Origin of the sequence: Deefgea rivuli DSM 18356 (assembly GCF_000620145.1) — a bacterium.
In the GTDB taxonomy this organism is placed as follows: Bacteria; Pseudomonadota; Gammaproteobacteria; order Burkholderiales; family Chitinibacteraceae; genus Deefgea; species Deefgea rivuli.
In genome coordinates this window covers 1-15742 of record NZ_KK211084.1, presented here as the reverse complement: position 1 = coordinate 15742, position 15742 = coordinate 1, and the positions used below count along the sequence as shown (strand labels likewise).

Sequence of the window (15742 nt, the reverse complement as noted above, 5' to 3'; positions counted from 1 at the left end):
GGGAATACAATAAAGCATGGCGGATTGGAGTATTTGGCAAGCGCTGGAAGAGTGGCGGAATAAGCGGCACGAGCTAGATCCGGTTTTCGCGCGCGCTGGGGTTGCGCCTGAGTTAGATAGTATGGCGAACCGAATTGGTCTTGATTTACGCCGCAGCCCGCCGACACGTCCTTTGTTGTCGGGCGATAAGGCGCGTGATGAAGAAGAGGTTGGTCGTTATAACGAAGCGTATTTCCGCCACTACGACGAGCCGTTGGATCAAGTCGAAGGATTATTGCGGCGGCCTTGGGTGCCGGAAGCCGGGCCGATTGCCGATTTGGTGCGCCAAGAAGTGGTGCGCTTGCGCGGATTGATGCGCGAGCAGCCTGGGACGCATCCTAAATTTGATGAGCTTGATACTTTGCTGCAGCATTACTTGCGGCTAGATCATCCGGCTGTGACGCTTGATTCAGATGTATTGAGCGCTAGGCGTCGTGCACTAATGGATGTAGCTGGATACCCATTGCAAGTTCAGAACGCACTGAAAGATCCGTATAACGATAGCGTGCCGCCACTATCGAGCAGCCTATTTCGTGATCAATTGCACGAAAAAATGGCCGCGTATTTAGCTGAGACATGGCTACATTCTCGCGTGATTACACATTGGTATATCAGCTTGGCGCTTGATGGTGCGCTGGCGCGCAAGAAGCGCGATGCGACGGATGACACGCGAATTGCATCGATGATGAAGCGGCGCTGGCCGGCACTGTCGGTTATTACGCCCGGTTTTGATCAGGCCGATCAGATTTGGTATTTATTGCTGACGCTGATTGCGATTTGCTGTTTGTTCTTTGAGTTTTGGTGGGTTGCTGGCGGCTTGATTTTCTGGCTGTATTTATCCGTCGGTGGGCATCAGCGCGAGCGAAAAGAAATCGAAGCGCGGCGCGGGCAACTGGCTGCGCGTGCTACCAGTATGAAAAATACCCGTGATCGATTCGCGCAAAACCAAATTACATTAGAGCGCCTCGCTTCTCAATTGCGCCAACTCGATGAGCAGGGCGAATATTTTGATGAAACCGTATTTTCATTGCTGCATTTGCATCAGCATGAGGCATAGTATATGGCTCTAGGCTTTTTATTTTAATGTTTAGAGCTATATACCTAGGTTTTGTTGAATTTCCCCGTCGACAAACATCAATAATTCCCCAGCCTGCATTTTCGTCCAATTTTCATTGTCTGTGAGGGGTTGGGTGGCAATCATTGCCACTCTATCGTTGGGCGTGGTTTCGGCTGAAAAATCGACTGCCATATCCATATCGGATAAATGCGCGATCGTAAATGGCGCTTGCCGCACGATGTAATGCAGCGCCGTGCTGCAATGGGCAAACAGCGTATCACCATCTGAGAGTAGGAAATTGCACGTACCATGTTGGGCGAGTTGTCGTGCAAGGCGCGTCATTGCCGCATGGAGTTGTATCCGGCTTGGCATCTTCGCAAATTGCAAAGCCAGTTGATCAAGAATCCAGCAAAAAGCATGCTCGCTATCGGTTGTGCCGACGACCTGAAAGCGCGAGCTGGCCAGTTCAGGCAAATCGGTGAGATTGCCATTGTGCGCAAAAATCCAGTAGCGTCCCCATAGTTCGCGTTGAAACGGATGCGTATTGGCGAGATTAATCTGGCCCTGGGTGGCTTTACGAATATGCGCGATGACGTTTTTGCTTTTGATTGGATAGCTACGCACCAAATCGGCGACGGGACTGCTGATTGACGGTAAATAATCTAAAAACAGTCGGCAACCTTGATCTTCAAAAAAGGCAATTCCCCAGCCATCACCGTGTTGATCGGTGAGTCCGCCTCGGCAGCGAAAGCCTTCGAAGGAAAAAACGATGTCCGTTGGCGTATTGCAATTCATACCTAGTAGCTGGCACATCGTCGGCAACCTCTTGATTCTATAAATAAAAAGCGTAGACTGGAATGATAGCGTCATAGTGCAACACAGGCTTGAACAAAAGCCGTGAGTTTGCAAAGGTGGTCATCATGCTCGACCGCATCAATCGCAGCGCGGATTTATCATCTATCGCTAATTATGCCCGTTCTTCACCCGCCCGTGGCGGCGGGGGCGGTTTGAGTGCGGCAGAAATCTATCAAATCAGCCAACTCAATGCGGTACGGAAGGTCGGTGCTTTAGGTTTCTCTGCATCGGCGAGCGATTTTAGCGCGAACTTTACCCAGCGCTTGGGTAGTAGTAGCGAAGTAAAAATCTCGACGGCGGGGCGGATTCAATCGAGTTTGGCTGAGCTTAGGAGCAAGTTACAAGATTTAAATCGTAGCAAAGATCCGCTCACGACGGCCAATACTCAGCCCAGCGTGCTGAGTGCGAAAGCACTGCAAGGCGGTAAAGTACAGACGCCTGTGGCGATTAATGTGCAGCAGCTGGCGCAAAGCCAGCAAATTCAGAGCCGAAATTTCTCTCCAGCTGAAGCGGCGATTGGTACTGGAAAACTGATCATTCAGCGTGCAGATCTAAGCAGTGGCTTGCAGACAGGCGCTGCTGTCAGCATCAATATTAGCAGTAGCAATAATACTTTAGCCGGAATCGCCCAAGCGATTAACGGCAGCGGCGCCAGCATTCGTGCTACGGTGCTGCGAGATGCTGAAGGTAGCCGTTTGGCTCTGACGGGGGATTTGACCGGACAGGCGCAGGGCTTTACGATTCGTAGCCAAGATAGTGATGGAAATGACAGCGATGCCACCGGTTTATCGGCGCTCAATTTCAGCGGCGTGGACGGGGAGAATGCGATTCGTCAGGCGCAAGACGCGAAGTTAACCATCAATTCACGGGAAGTGAGTAGCAGCTCGAATACTTTGGCAGATCAGGCCAGTCAATTGCAGCTGCAATTGCAACAGCAAGGCAGCGCTCAGGTGGGCTTGCAGCGCGATGGCGCGGTGGTGAGCCAGAAAATCAGTGATCTGCTTGGATTTTATAATCAAACACGTAGCCAGCTTGGGGCGATTGGAGATGTGACGGCTAGCAAGCTGAGCCGAAAATTGGATGAAAGCTTGGCCAATCTCAGTGTCGGGACGGGCTTGTCGCAGCTGGTGAGCGCGGATATTGGCTTGAGTCGAGATAGTTCGGGCAAACTATTTATTAATGAAACGCGTCTGAGTCAGCAAGCTTTAGCTCAACCTGAGGCGTTGAATGATTTTTATAATTTGCTCAGTGGCAAGCTGGAAACGCAGCTAAAAACCAGTCTACAGCAGCAAGGTGGCGTAGCGAGCCTCTGGCAAGGTTTTCGTAGTGTGAGTGCAGGGCCATCGGCCAGTCAGAGCGTGTCGAGTTTGTTGTCGTCATCGGGGGCTAATTTTAGTTTGCCACTCAATACACGTGCAGCGGCTGGCGTATTGCAATATGTGTCGATTGCACAGTTGCAGTAATTGCAAGCGTAAAAAAGCCCACTTTGATTTTCAGAGTGGGCTTTTGGGGTTTTTGGTCTTTTAACCTTAACCCGCTAAAGCACCCGCGCCGATACTGAAACCCATATCAACGTGCAAGATTTCACCTGTCATGCCTGAGCACAGATCAGAGAGTAAGAATGCCGTCACATTGCCCACTTCTTCTTTGGTCACATTGCGTTTTGACGGCGTTGCTTCTGCCGCGCCTTTAAGCAATTTACCAAAATCAGAAATACCTGCCGCAGCCAAAGTCTTGATTGGACCAGCAGAAACACCGTTAACACGGATTTCTTTACTCGTACCTAGCGCTGCTGCCATATAGCGAACGTTGGCTTCTAAGCTCGCTTTTGCCAAACCCATCACATTGTAGTTCGGGATTGCGCGTTCAGCACCGAGGTAGGACATCGTCACCAAAGATGATTTTTCATTCAACATTGGGCGAGCTGCTTTGGCCAGCGCTGCAAAACTGTATGAACTAATGTCATGGGCAATTTTGAAGTTTTCACGCGTCACGGCATCAAGGTAATCACCTTTCAACGCATCGCGTGGCGCAAAGCCAATTGAGTGAACCAAGCCGTCAAACGTTGGCCAAAATTCAGCTAAAGCTGGGAATAGGGCTTCGATTTGCTCGTCGCTACCCACATCACAGGGTAAGACGATGGTCGAGTCAAAATCAGCGGCCAAACGAGCAACGCGTTCTTTGAGTTCTTCACCGACATAAGTAAATGCCAATTCAGCACCTTCACGGCGACAGGCTTGGGCAATACCATAGGCAATAGAGCGATCTGATAATAGACCGCAAATTAAGATTTTTTTATTAGCGAGAAACCCCATGGGGCGACATCCTTGCTTGTGCGAATTGCGCGATTATATGATGAAATTGCTTTTTTGGGTTTAGTTCAGTGCATGGCTTAGACTTAATCGAGTCAATTGCGGCCCTTGGATGATGAAATGGCTTGTGTGAGTTTAGTTCAGTGCATCGGCTGGGCTTAATCGAGTCAATTGTGGCTCTTGGATGATGAAATGGCTTGTGAGTTTAGTTCAGTGAATAAGGCAAGCTTAATGGAGTTAATTGCGGCCCATTACTGTCTTGCAAATGCAGGCCATGTTCGACGCTGGCAATTTGCGCAACAACAAGCACTTCGCTCCCGCCTTGTGGTGCAGGCGCGGCGAGCATGATTTTACCGCTGGCTTGGCCATTCATTTCTGGGCTGTAGACGTCTTGCCCTGCTTGCACATCAAGGCTGTCGACGTGCATACGATAGGTGCGACGTTTCAATTTACCTAGATATTGTGTTCGTGCGACGATTTCTTGGCCTGGGTAGCAGCCTTTGGTAAAGCTCACGCCGCCAATGAGTTCCATATTGGCCATTTGCGGTACGAAGTCCTCTTGGGTGGCGGCAGTAATCCACGGCGCACCAGCACGGATTTCCGTGAGTTGCCATGCCGCAGTACCAGCAGGAATCGCACCATTTTCAAGCAACTGGGCCCAAAGTGATGGCATCACAGCTGGGCTGGCAATAATTTGAAAGCGTGCGCCTTCCAAGCCAATCACACTGGCATTGGCGTGGTGTTGCACTTCAAATGCAGCGGGTGCAGTGCCAAATAGCGTTATGATTAATGCGTTGGCGGTAGGGCCGGCGACGCCGACTTGCACCAGTTCAGCATTCGCATCGCTCGCTTTGGTTTTGCTACGCATGACAAACATAGCCAAACGTTTTTGGATTGCAGCTTGCAGCTCGGCCGCGATTTGCAATAAATAGTCATCACCTTGGCGTGAAACTAAAAAGCTCGCTTGCATTCGGCCTTTGGGTGTGGAATAGCTGGAATATTGCGCTGAATTAAGCGTAAGTGCGCGTACATCGCTAGAGAGTTGGCCTTGCAGGAAAACTTGGCTTTCTTCACCTTGAAAGCGAATCAAGCCGTATTGCAGCAGTGGGCAGCAAATGGCTTTGGTTTCTAATGCTGCTAGTTCAGTTTCTGCTGTGCCAAAGAGAACGCTGTGTTCGTTTTCAATTTGAGCGCCAGCTTGAAGTAGAAATTGGTTCCAATCCATTGCAATCATTCCTTGTCATCAAAAGTGGGTACGCCCCGTAAACGGGGCGCATCAAGTAATAAAGCAAAAATTTTGGTCTAAGGTCACCCAGTCTTACTGCGTTGTCTCGCCTTACCATAAAAATTTTGCACAGATTTAAGCTAAGTTTAACGGATTATTCGGCGATGGCTTCTTCTTTGCTTTGTTCCGTATTGTTCACGACGTCACTTTGTGGGCGGCTTGAGCCTGCGCTGCGTAATTCTGGCGCTGAAAGTAGGCCCGTAATACTAAGCTGATTACTCACCGTGACGGCACCCGCAGCGAGCTGCGAGGCGGCAGAGCCGGAAATTTTGCCATCCCGAATGACAACATCGGCACGGGAACGGAATTTTCCTGATTCAAGTACCAATCCGCTGAGCGCGACAGCGTTGGTATTTATGGCAATACCCCCAGCAAGGGTACTAAAGTTGGTTTGTCCACCACGGCGCAGTACTGTCGGGCTTTGTGATTTAAGTGGTGTGATCAAATCAAAGTTATGCAGCGTACCATCCTGAATAATAAATCGCCCTTGAATTTGTGGTTGTTTAAATAGCTGATTGTATGAAGTGCTTTGATATTTAAAGGTCACGTCGCTATTCATGCGGCCCGTGCTGCGCGTGATGGGGCTAAATAAAGTAATGAGCGGCTCAACACTAATATTTTTACTAAAGACCTGCCCAGTGAGCACCCAGTCTTTCCCCCAAACGAGTTGGGCGCTGCCGGTAATTAGGCCGCCATACACATCGCCGCGAATATCAGAGACTTGCAAGCCTTCGGCGTTGGCTGTGCCCATCAGTTTGAGGAAATCAAATTTGACTGGGTGGCCAAAAGGCAATTCCCAGCCTTTGGCATTAAATTGAACTTTGAATTGCCCTGCTTCTGCAGGTTGAACTTGAATTTCAGCGCGGCCCTGATCGGCACGAATCACTAAGTCGCCAATGCTGCCATTGGGATTGAAATGTAACTCTCCATCAATTGGGCCCACGGTGCTTGATTCGAGTTTGACAGAGGCTTGCTCGATATTCAGGCGATCAATTCTTAAGCCTTCAGTTGCATCTGCTTTAATCCGATTTGGGAGATCTAATGCAAAGGCGCGAGAAAACGTCGCGTTGCGAATCACCACATCGCGCATTGATTTGCCCCAGTTGAGCAGGTTGTAACTAGTCACGGGGATAATCACTTCAGCTAATTGAGCGGTTTCTGGGTTATCAATGACCACGTTATGCAGTGTAAACACCGGCGCAGGCTGATAACTGAAATCAATATTGCCGATGTTGGTCTTGCCGCCATGCATTTGCGATAGCTTGTTTTCCAGTTCATTTTTGAAAGAATTATAAGGAAAAACAAGGGGCAAAGCCGCAGCAAGGCCAATGAATACAACGCTGCCGATAAGTAGATTTTTTGGATTAGGCATCTTTGGTCGATAAAATTATTAGGTTATTCTTGACTAAGCTGTCGAGTATGACTATTATACGCCCCATACCAATTCCTCGATAGCTCAGTTGGTAGAGCAACGGACTGTTAATCCGTGTGTCCCTGGTTCGAGCCCAGGTCGAGGAGCCAAGAATTTCGGTGTTGTTGAACGTGTATTAGCAACTCAAAACAAACTTGATCGTCTAGATCAATTCCTCGATAGCTCAGTTGGTAGAGCAACGGACTGTTAATCCGTGTGTCCCTGGTTCGAGCCCAGGTCGAGGAGCCAAATTAAAGGGCTAGCTGCAAAGCTAGCCCTTTTTTTATTGTTTCGCAATCCTATTCTTTTTTGTACTTCTTTCTTTTGCGCGGTTATGCTTGTTGTATATTCGTTACGAAGGGGGCAAAAATGTCTGAAGAAGTACCCGTTTCCGAGCCGCATTCCGAGTCTATTGTTGGTCATTCTCCCGTGAGTTTTTTCGCCCAGCATCGTTTGGCCATTGTTGGCGCGGGTGTGTTTGTCTTGGTATTGATCTTTTTGTTGGTGGGGATCGCGATTGGGATGGCAAAGAAAAACTTCGAGAAAAAATTCTATCTCACGCAAATTGAAAAGCTTAAAGTGGCTTTATCAGATTCCTTAGAGAAGCGTTCCGAGCAAGAAAAAGACATGACGGCGTTGAAAGTCGAGCTGCGTGCTAAAAAAGATCATCTTGCAGAGCTGGAAGATAAAGTCGAAACGCTAGAGCGAGCAAGTCAGCGCGGTGAGACTGCAACGGGCGAGCCTCAGGCAAAATCGGCAGAGTCTGCACCGACTAGCGGCGCTGTGCCTGATCCGAGCGAGGCTTATTTGCGTTTGAAAGCTGGGGATTGTTTGATTGAAGGTAGTACGAGTAATACCGCTGCGAATTGGCGTGAATGCTTGAAGAAAGGCAAGAAAACGGCGACATCAGCAAATCCAGCCGCTTCGGGGCATTGAAATATGGACTTGGTCCGCTCCCTGCCTATCTTGCTCAATCTTGCTTAGCGCGGCTAATTTGTACGTCTTAAATTGCAAAGTATAAAAAAACTGCCATGAAAATCATTGGCAGTTTTTTTATGGTCTATTTTAAAATAGGCTGGGTATTGCTTTGTAGATCTTATTTATAGAGCTCTAGCTGGCAATACTCATGTCTATTAATCTCTAAGGCAATGACAATTAGCGTGTTAAGGCACCTGTTGGTGACATCATCGTGATTTCGCCAAAGTTCGAGCCGTCGCGCTTCTTATCGGAGTAATCAATAACGAAGCCGCCCATATCGTATTTTTTCAATGTGGTCAGTGCGTTGTAAATGGCCGAGCGCGTTGGGTTTTTGCCTGCGCGTTTAATGGCTTCAACCAACAAACGTGCCGAAATATAACCTTCCAGCATGGCGTAGCTAGGGTAATTGGCAATCGCGGATAGAGAATCTTCTTTACCTGAACCCGTGCCCATCTCATTGAAGACGGCAGCTTGGAATTCTTGGATTAGTTTTTCGCGCGAATTGTAAGGATATGGATAAACTTGGCTGATACCGAGGCCATGACCGCCTTTCTTGCCGATGGTTCTGGCAACCTCTTCAAATTGCACCGATGAGAGTGCATACAGCTGTGAGGTGCCGCCTTTTTCTTTAAACTGCTGTACGAAAGTGGCTGTTGGTTTTGAAAGACCGATGATGATGACGGCTTCAGGATTGAGCTTGGCAAGGTCTTGGGCTGCTTTGCTGGTGTCGCCAGTGCGTGGGTCATACCAGACTTCGCTGACTAATTTGAGTTGCTTTTTGGCCAAAGAGGCTTTTAGTGCAGCAACGCCTGAATCACCCAGCTCGCCTTTTTCGGCGATGACGGCGATTTTCGTTACGCCCAAATTACCTGCTAGCAGTTTGACTAATCGGTCGGTTTCTTGATTGACGCTGCCACGGGTATTAAAGACAAACAGATTCCCACTGCTGCGAAGTGACTCTGCGCCACTATGTACGCCGACCAAAGGAATTCCGGCATTATCCAGTGTTTTGGATTTAATCAGCTCAGACACGCCAGCAGTACCAAAGTAAGAAATTAGTGCGACAGCGTTGTCTTTCTCGATGAAATCGATGGTGTTTTTTACCGTGCGTTTTGCATCATAGCCATCATCGCGCACGATGTGGTTGATGAGTTCGCCATTAATTCCGCCACGGCCATTCACACTATTAAAGTAAAGTGAGGCACCCAGTGCGATAGCTTTGCCGGTTTCTGCCGCAATGCCGGTGGTGGGGACAGATTGCCCAATCACGATCTCTGCGTGGGCGAATGTCGAGACGGCCAGACTGGCGCCAATGATGAATTTTTTTAACACGTTTTATTCCCCTCCGAGTGTCATTCTCAGCCAAGCATCTTAAATTATTGTCTGCCGGTGGTATAGTGTTCAGCGCTTACGAGGTGGTAATACGACGATAATCGACCAGTTTGCATGAATAAGCGGTGGTGAATCGGCGAAAAATACCGCATCATGCCGATGCTAGGCTTACATTTTCTTGTGTAACTGATGTCTGCGTTTGTTAGATCCCATGGGTTTTTGATCGACGCATTTTATTTGGAGTTTGGGTATGCGGCGCGCTGTTTACGCGGGGAGTTTTGATCCCGTGACCAAGGGACATTTATGGATGATCGAACATGGCGTCAGTTTGTTTGACGAAATGATCGTGGCCATCGGTGAAAACCCAGATAAACGTTATACCTTTAGCGTGGCCGATCGCGTGGCTATGCTGCGTGAAACCACCTCGCATTGGCCGAATTTACGCGTAGAAACCTTTGAAAATCGATTCTTGGTCGATTATGCCCGCGAACAAGGCGCGCAATTTATTCTGCGTGGGATTCGTGAAGCGGCCGATTACGAATTCGAGCGCAAAATGCGCTATGTGAATGCCGATTTAGCGCCGCATATCGATACGATTTTTCTAATGCCACCGCGTGAAATCGCTGAAATCAGTTCAACCATGGTCAAAGGCCTCGTCGGCCCGACTGGCTGGGAAAATGTCGTCAAACAGTACGTTCCCGATCCGGTTTTTTTGCGCTTACTCGCAGGGCGTTAAACAAGCCATTTTTCCACGAAAGACACGAACAAAATACGAAAAAGCCCGTCCCCTTTACTGAATTTTACAGACGCTATATTTTTCGTGTTTTTTTGCTTTATTTTCGTGCCTTTCGTGATCCAAGCTTTTTGCCCTTTCAAAATCTGCGTAACATCAGGAATTCAAAAGCAAATCGCCGCAAACTGGTAAACTACGCTTTTGCTTTTCAGTAGCCATCATGTCTGATCTCTCCAGTTACAAAAACCGCCTCACCAAAAATATGCGCCATTGGGGTAAATGGGCGCGCCGTCAGGGGCTGACGTGCTACCGCATTTACGACCGCGATGTGCCTGAATTTCCAATGATTGTGGATGTGTACGGCGACCGCGTGCATTTGCAAGAGTACGACACGGGCTGGATGGAAACTGATGAAGCGTATTCGGTCTGGGTTGATGAAGTGCATGCCGCGACTGCTGAAGTGTTCGGCATTCCGCTGGAACATGTCGCACTGAAAATCCGCAAACGCATGAAAGGCCTGACGCAATACGAGAAAACCGAAGGTGCGGGCGAGTTTTTTGTTGTCGAAGAAAACGGCCTAAAATTCGAAGTCAATCTCGAAGCGTATCTCGATACCGGCCTATTCCTCGATCACCGCAACACGCGCAAACGCGTGATGATGGAAGCCAACGGCAAACGATTCCTGAATCTATTTAGCTACACCGGCGCGTTCAGCGTGTACGCCGCAGCGGGTGGCGCGGTTTCGACGATGACCGTCGATTTATCTAATACCTATTTGGATTGGGCGGGGCGCAATTTCGCACTCAATGGCATGGACAATGGCAATCACCAATGGGTGCGCGCCGATGTATTTGAGTTCTTGCGCGAAGCGACATGTAGTCCGCAAAAATACGATTTAATCGTCATGGATCCGCCGAGTTTTTCCAATTCGAAAAAAATGCTCGGCGTGCTCGACGTGCAGCGCGACCATGCCTACTTGATTGAATCGTGCATGGCGATGCTCGCGCCTGGTGGCGTGCTGTATTTCTCGAACAATCTGCGCAGCTTTGAGCTGGATCCGATGTTTGTCGGTATGTCCGAAGATTTGACCGCGTCGTCGATCCCTGAAGATTTCCGCAACAAGCGAATCCATCAGTGCTTCCGCTTTGTGAAAAAATAAAATCAAAAAACTGGATCACGAAAGGCACGAAAAACACGAAAATTAAAGCAAGTTCAGTTTATTTTGATGTGCTCGTTTTGCTTTATGCTGCGGTGAGATTGAGATGGTTTCTTTTGTTCGTGCCTTTTGTACCCCAAGGGTATTTCCTGCGGGGCATGTTTTTCGTGGACTATTGCCTTGTTGTTTTCTTTTGAATTCCCCTTGAGTTGACGTATGCCGCTGCCAATTTATCCTGCACCGCTGGTGCTGCTGGATCTGGAAACCACGGGCGCGAATCCGTCGCTTGATCGCATTACTGAAGTGGGTCTGATTCAAATCAATCCTCAGCAAGTGAGTGCAGAGGGTATTGTCTCGTGGTCATCACTAGTTAATCCTTGTCAGCCTATACCTCCATTTATTCAGCGTTTAACCGGCATTGATGATGCGATGGTGGCTGGTGCGCTGCTGTTTGCTGATTTAGCGCCTGCGATACTAGAAAAACTCAAAAATCGTATCTTCGTCGCGCACAATGCCCGTTTTGATTACACCTTTTTGCGTAATGAATTTAAACGCCTTGGTCTGACGTTTCGCGCCAAAGTGCTGTGCACCGTGCAGCTCTCGCGCAAGCTTTATCCCGATGAATTTAAGCACAGCCTTGATGCGCTGATTGCGCGTCACGGCTTGGAATATCACGGCGAGCGTCATCGCGCTTTGACCGATGCCGAGCTGATTTACCAATTCTTGCAAGCGGCGGTCAAAGATTTGGGCGCAGCGCGCGTGCAGCAAGCGATTGATGAATTAATTCGTCCGCCCGCATTGCCGCCGCAAATCGACGAATCGGTGATTGATGATTTGCCCGATACGGCGGGCGTGTATGTGTTTTATGGCGAGAATGATGAGGCTTTGTGGATAGGCAGCAACCCGAATATTCGCCGTCGCGTATTGCAGCATTTTGGTAAAAAAGCCAATGAAGGCCCTGCTGCGTATTTAGCGCGCGATTTGCGCCGCATTGCGTGGATTGAAACCTCTGGGGATTTGGGTAGCGCATTGCTCGAGCGAAAATTGATTCAGGAATTGCGCCCAAGAATGAATCCGGTGGTGCGGCAAAAAGTCGATCAAACGCAATCGGTATGGGAAATTTTGTTGCCCAAGGCCGTACGTGGTGAGGAAATTGCGGCGCTACAGCCTAAATTATTGCCTTTAAGTGAGCTGGCTAGCGCACGCGGTGAATTATTTGGCCCTTTCCGTGGTGCGCGCGAAGCGCAAAATATTATGAATCGGGTCATCAAAGGGCAGGGCTTGTGCCGCCAAGTGTTGGGCTTAGAAGCACCGCGCAAAGACGGCGGCCCGTGCACCGCGCATCTGCAAGGCGATTGCCGTGGTGCTTGTGTTGGCCGCGAACCGATGGGTTTACACAATGGCCGCTTGCTCGCCGCGCTGGCTAAACATCAACTCGCACCATGGCCGTATGCGGGCGCAGTTGCAATCACTGAAGGCCCAGAATGGTCGCCCGTGCTGCATGTGATCGACAACTGGTGCTATCTCGGCCAAATTCGCGATTTGAGTGAATTGCCAGAATTATGCGCCAGCAGTAAGCCCGCGTATGACGTGGATATGGCGAAGTTGATTCGCAGTGAGTTGAAGAAACTCGTTACACGATTGGTTGTTTTGTAATTAGTTTATTTAAGAGTTGAGAGAGAACGATGCCCGATATAATTTTATTTGATACTGAATACAGCTCAAAAGCGCTAGAGCTCGCATTAAATAATATTGGCTCGCTAAGACCTTCAGGTGACTTTGAAATTTCTCGGAACCAACTTATTTGTACAATACTAAAGCGCATGAGGCGTGATTCAGATAGCTGGGATTTAAACTGCCAAGGTAACATTCAATCAATTGGAAAACAGTTATTCAATTATTTGCAGACGCCCATTAATGAACTAGACAAAGAAAATTTGGACATGATTTTCTCATCTTGTTTCCGATTTTTTTTGGAGTATGAGTTAACGCATGGAATTGATGAGTTTGAATCACAAGAGCTCTTGAAGTTTGCATTGTCAAATAGCGATGGTTTTTCCCATCACGCAGCTGTTCAAATTGATTTTGCAACAAAAAGTATGCCTCTAGTTTTCGTTAAAAAATTGGCTAAGAATGCAGAATTGGTAAATGCTAGTAAATTAGAAAGTACTTTGCAACGAACAGAAGATGCCATTCAAAAGTCAAACGATTCTCTGTCTCAAAGAGAGGAGCGAATTGAAGCGCTCAGTGTGAAGCTAGAAAAATATGAGACAGCATTTAACTTTGTTGGCTTGTATCAAGGCTTTGATAATCTAGCAAAAGAAAAGCACAAAGAAAGGACATCCTTAGTCAATTGGTTGATTGTTTTTGGCGTCTTGCTTTTTAGTGTTTTGGGTTTAGAGTTATTTGTAATTTATCATAATGTTGCTGATATAGAGAAGGCAAAGTCTGCATTATGGATGGCGATGATCCCTAGCATTTCTTTGACCGTTGTTTTGGTGTATTTTTTTCGATTGATTCTAGTTAATCACAAAGCAGTTAAGTCACAATTGATGCAAATTGAGCTGAGAAAAACACTTTGCCAGTTTATTCAAAATTATGCTGAAACAACATCTGATCTAAAAGGAAAAAATTTAGAGGCTTGGTCGAAGTTTGAGGCGATTATTTTCTCTAGAATTGTTTCTGATGATGAGAAATTACCGTCGGCTTATGATGGAATGGATCAATTAAGTAGTTTAATTACAAAATTTAAAAAGTGATGGTTTTGTAAAGATTGTTGTCGGTCTAAATTAGCATTTAATTTTTAAGCATTAAACCAGCCGAATGTGGCTGGTTTTTTATTTTAAGCGCTGTTCAGATATTAATCCGCATGTTTCCCCGCCCAATCTCTAGCAAATTGCCAAGCAATTCGGCCACTGCGTGCGCCGCGGGTTTGCGCCCATTGCAGTGCGGCGCGCTCGGTGTGTTCGTCGTAATCGGTGATGCCAAATTGTCGCAACCAATGCTGCGCAATATTTAGATATTCATTTTGGTCAAAGCTGTACAGCGTCAACCACAGGCCAAAACGCTCCGATAGCGAGATTTTTTCTTCGACTGCTTCGCCCGCATGGATTTCGCCGCCGCGCGCTTGCGCCATCGCGTTTTCGCTATAGTATTCCGGCACTAAATGGCGGCGATTCGAGGTCGCGTAAATCAAAATATTGTCGCTGGTGCTGGCAATCGAGCCATCAAGCGCGGTTTTGAGCGCTTGGTAGGCGTAATCGCCTTCTTCAAAACTCAGATCATCGCAAAAAATAATAAAGCGTTCAGGCCGCTCGCTGAGCAGATCGACGATATCGGGCAGGTCGACCAAATGCGCTTTTTCGACTTCAATCAGCCGCAAATCCGCAGCGCGAAACTCGTGCCACACCGCTTTAATCAGCGAGCTTTTACCCGTGCCGCGCGCGCCGGTCAGCAGTACATTGTTCGCCAAACGCCCAGCGACAAATTGCGCAGTATTGGCCAGCAGCACTTGCTTTTGCCGATCGACATTTTGAATATCACTGAGCTGCAACGCTTGCGGATGGCGCACGGTTTGTAGAAAACCGCTGTGTTGTTGCTTGCGCCAGCGATACGCCGCCGCTTGCCAATCGGTTGCCGGTGGTATGGCAGGAAGTTGCGCTTCGATTTTCTCCATCAGCGCCTCAGCGCGCGTGATGAATTGCAGCAAGTGCGGCGTGAGTTGATTTGAGTCCATCTCAGTTCATCCTTAATCTTGGGTATGTGTCGGTAACGCTTGTCTAAAATTGCCTACAAGCTAATACCTATGGTTTATTCTCATTCGCTTCTTTCTGCCAAGGCCAGCGCCCAGTGAGTTCGAGTTCCATCGTAAAACTTAAAAAGGTACGGATTAGCACGACAAGGCCGAGTTTGAGCAGATTATCCAGCGTCAGCTCAATGGCGATGGTGTAGATAATGTCGCTGATAATCAGAAATTCTAAACTCAGCAAAATCCCGCGCCCAAGCTGTTGGCGTAGCGCGTGATAGGCCGGTTCAAGCTGCCGAGTTTGCAGTAGATCGCGTGCAAACAGCACTAGGCCGATTAGTACCGAGAGCAGCAAAATGCCAATGCCGAGGTATTCAATGCCGTTGGCTAGCTCGTGGAGTGTGATGGGCATATTGTGACTTCCTTAGTTCATGTTTAGATTAGGTGTTGATAAAAATCGCTTCACTTAAGATGAACGCATCCATTTTCTACTCGCCATGGTCGCGCTCATGCCGCGCGGCACTTTGTATCTTGTTCAATGTGATGCTTAGCTAGTATCACATGAGGTGAAGTGAGCTTGAGCGGCACTTTAAGGCACAGACCTTGCAAGGTAGATTGAACCCTTCACCTTACTCCTTTCGCCAGTCAAGACACTGAACGGTAGCCAAGGGCTTTGACCCTGCATGTACAAGGCAAATGGGCGAATTGGGCATTTTAAAGGAGATTCTCATCATGTTTTACCTCGGTATTGATGTGGCTAAATCCAAACTCGATTGCTATTTATTACTCGACGAAACAGGCAGTAAGGGCAAAGCAAAAGTGGTGCCCAACTCAAATGA

14 protein-coding genes and 2 tRNA genes are annotated in these 15742 nt (G+C 48.1%); 9 read left to right on the top strand and 7 right to left on the bottom strand.

Annotated features, from left to right (window positions below; translation table 11 throughout):
* The first annotated feature begins 16 nt into the window (after window positions 1-16).
* Window positions 17-1096 carry a hypothetical protein gene (locus tag Q320_RS0116990; RefSeq protein WP_027469990.1) on the top strand — a complete coding sequence of 360 codons (1080 nt, stop codon included), beginning with the start codon at window positions 17-19 and terminating at the stop codon, window positions 1094-1096.
* Between the two features lie 36 nt (window positions 1097-1132).
* On the opposite strand, the gene Q320_RS0116985 is transcribed toward Q320_RS0116990, so the two are convergent.
* Window positions 1133-1909: a class II glutamine amidotransferase gene (locus tag Q320_RS0116985; RefSeq protein WP_027469989.1), complete on the bottom strand. Its 777-nt coding sequence runs from the start codon at window positions 1907-1909 to the stop codon at window positions 1133-1135.
* 107 nt (window positions 1910-2016) lie between these two features.
* Between Q320_RS0116985 and Q320_RS0116980 the strand changes: the two genes are divergently transcribed.
* Window positions 2017-3414, top strand: a complete 1398-nt coding sequence (locus tag Q320_RS0116980) for a flagellar filament capping protein FliD (RefSeq protein ID WP_027469988.1) — start codon at window positions 2017-2019, stop codon at window positions 3412-3414.
* A gap of 66 nt (window positions 3415-3480) precedes the next feature.
* Here Q320_RS0116980 and Q320_RS0116975 read toward each other — a convergent pair whose 3' ends face one another.
* The 3 genes from Q320_RS0116975 to Q320_RS0116965 form a co-directional block, all read right to left on the bottom strand.
* Window positions 3481-4266, bottom strand: coding sequence for an enoyl-ACP reductase FabI (locus tag Q320_RS0116975; RefSeq protein ID WP_027469987.1), 786 nt, complete (start codon window positions 4264-4266; stop codon window positions 3481-3483).
* 202 nt (window positions 4267-4468) lie between these two features.
* Window positions 4469-5488, bottom strand: a complete 1020-nt coding sequence (ygfZ, locus tag Q320_RS0116970; protein ID WP_035854184.1) for a CAF17-like 4Fe-4S cluster assembly/insertion protein YgfZ — start codon at window positions 5486-5488, stop codon at window positions 4469-4471.
* A 154-nt stretch (window positions 5489-5642) separates the two neighbouring features.
* Window positions 5643-6920, bottom strand: a complete 1278-nt coding sequence (locus Q320_RS0116965) for an AsmA family protein (RefSeq protein ID WP_027469985.1) — start codon at window positions 6918-6920, stop codon at window positions 5643-5645.
* 73 nt (window positions 6921-6993) lie between these two features.
* Here Q320_RS0116965 and Q320_RS0116960 point away from each other — a divergent pair.
* The 3 genes from Q320_RS0116960 (at window position 6994) to Q320_RS0116950 (ending at window position 7895) form a co-directional block, all read left to right on the top strand.
* Window positions 6994-7069, top strand: a tRNA-Asn gene (locus Q320_RS0116960).
* A 63-nt stretch (window positions 7070-7132) separates the two neighbouring features.
* Window positions 7133-7208 (top strand) — tRNA-Asn (locus Q320_RS0116955).
* Window positions 7209-7328: 120 nt separating this feature from the next.
* Window positions 7329-7895 carry a hypothetical protein gene (locus Q320_RS0116950; RefSeq protein WP_027469984.1) on the top strand — a complete coding sequence of 189 codons (567 nt, stop codon included), beginning with the start codon at window positions 7329-7331 and terminating at the stop codon, window positions 7893-7895.
* A gap of 219 nt (window positions 7896-8114) precedes the next feature.
* Here the strand turns inward: Q320_RS0116950 and Q320_RS0116945 are convergent, their stop codons facing one another.
* Window positions 8115-9269, bottom strand: a complete 1155-nt coding sequence (locus Q320_RS0116945) for an ABC transporter substrate-binding protein (RefSeq protein WP_027469983.1) — start codon at window positions 9267-9269, stop codon at window positions 8115-8117.
* 250 nt (window positions 9270-9519) lie between these two features.
* On the opposite strand from Q320_RS0116945, the gene coaD reads away from it, so the two are divergent.
* The 4 genes from coaD to Q320_RS0116925 all read left to right on the top strand — a co-directional run bounded on the left by coaD (window position 9520) and on the right by Q320_RS0116925 (window position 13917).
* On the top strand, window positions 9520-10005 hold the full coding sequence (gene coaD, locus Q320_RS0116940) for a pantetheine-phosphate adenylyltransferase (RefSeq protein ID WP_027469982.1): 486 nt from the start codon (window positions 9520-9522) through the stop codon (window positions 10003-10005).
* A gap of 217 nt (window positions 10006-10222) precedes the next feature.
* On the top strand, window positions 10223-11161 hold the full coding sequence (locus tag Q320_RS0116935) for a class I SAM-dependent methyltransferase (RefSeq protein ID WP_027469981.1): 939 nt from the start codon (window positions 10223-10225) through the stop codon (window positions 11159-11161).
* A gap of 213 nt (window positions 11162-11374) precedes the next feature.
* On the top strand, window positions 11375-12814 hold the full coding sequence (locus tag Q320_RS0116930) for an exonuclease domain-containing protein (RefSeq protein ID WP_035854182.1): 1440 nt from the start codon (window positions 11375-11377) through the stop codon (window positions 12812-12814).
* A 29-nt stretch (window positions 12815-12843) separates the two neighbouring features.
* Window positions 12844-13917, top strand: a complete 1074-nt coding sequence (locus tag Q320_RS0116925) for a hypothetical protein (protein ID WP_027469979.1) — start codon at window positions 12844-12846, stop codon at window positions 13915-13917.
* 101 nt (window positions 13918-14018) lie between these two features.
* Here the strand turns inward: Q320_RS0116925 and Q320_RS0116920 are convergent, their stop codons facing one another.
* Window positions 14019-14894, bottom strand: coding sequence for an ATP-binding protein (locus Q320_RS0116920; protein WP_027469978.1), 876 nt, complete (start codon window positions 14892-14894; stop codon window positions 14019-14021).
* A 67-nt stretch (window positions 14895-14961) separates the two neighbouring features.
* A complete protein-coding gene (locus tag Q320_RS20385) occupies window positions 14962-15315 on the bottom strand; it encodes a DUF1622 domain-containing protein (RefSeq protein ID WP_035854179.1) in 354 nt (117 codons plus the stop codon).
* Window positions 15316-15742 lie beyond the last annotated feature (427 nt).

Excerpts from the sequence above, each read along its gene's own strand:
- Q320_RS0116990 (WP_027469990.1), top strand. The coding sequence starts at position 17 with ATGGCGGATTGGAGTATTTGGCAAGCGCTGGAAGAGTGGCGGAATAAG.
- Q320_RS0116985 (WP_027469989.1), bottom strand. The coding sequence starts at position 1,909 with ATGTGCCAGCTACTAGGTATGAATTGCAATACGCCAACGGACATCGTT.
- Q320_RS0116980 (WP_027469988.1), top strand. The coding sequence starts at position 2,017 with ATGCTCGACCGCATCAATCGCAGCGCGGATTTATCATCTATCGCTAAT.
- Q320_RS0116975 (WP_027469987.1), bottom strand. The coding sequence starts at position 4,266 with ATGGGGTTTCTCGCTAATAAAAAAATCTTAATTTGCGGTCTATTATCA.
- ygfZ (WP_035854184.1), bottom strand. The coding sequence starts at position 5,488 with ATGGATTGGAACCAATTTCTACTTCAAGCTGGCGCTCAAATTGAAAAC.
- Q320_RS0116965 (WP_027469985.1), bottom strand. The coding sequence starts at position 6,920 with ATGCCTAATCCAAAAAATCTACTTATCGGCAGCGTTGTATTCATTGGC.
- Q320_RS0116950 (WP_027469984.1), top strand. The coding sequence starts at position 7,329 with ATGTCTGAAGAAGTACCCGTTTCCGAGCCGCATTCCGAGTCTATTGTT.
- coaD (WP_027469982.1), top strand. The coding sequence starts at position 9,520 with ATGCGGCGCGCTGTTTACGCGGGGAGTTTTGATCCCGTGACCAAGGGA.
- Q320_RS0116935 (WP_027469981.1), top strand. The coding sequence starts at position 10,223 with ATGTCTGATCTCTCCAGTTACAAAAACCGCCTCACCAAAAATATGCGC.
- Q320_RS0116930 (WP_035854182.1), top strand. The coding sequence starts at position 11,375 with ATGCCGCTGCCAATTTATCCTGCACCGCTGGTGCTGCTGGATCTGGAA.
- Q320_RS0116925 (WP_027469979.1), top strand. The coding sequence starts at position 12,844 with ATGCCCGATATAATTTTATTTGATACTGAATACAGCTCAAAAGCGCTA.
- Q320_RS0116920 (WP_027469978.1), bottom strand. The coding sequence starts at position 14,894 with ATGGACTCAAATCAACTCACGCCGCACTTGCTGCAATTCATCACGCGC.
- Q320_RS20385 (WP_035854179.1), bottom strand. The coding sequence starts at position 15,315 with ATGCCCATCACACTCCACGAGCTAGCCAACGGCATTGAATACCTCGGC.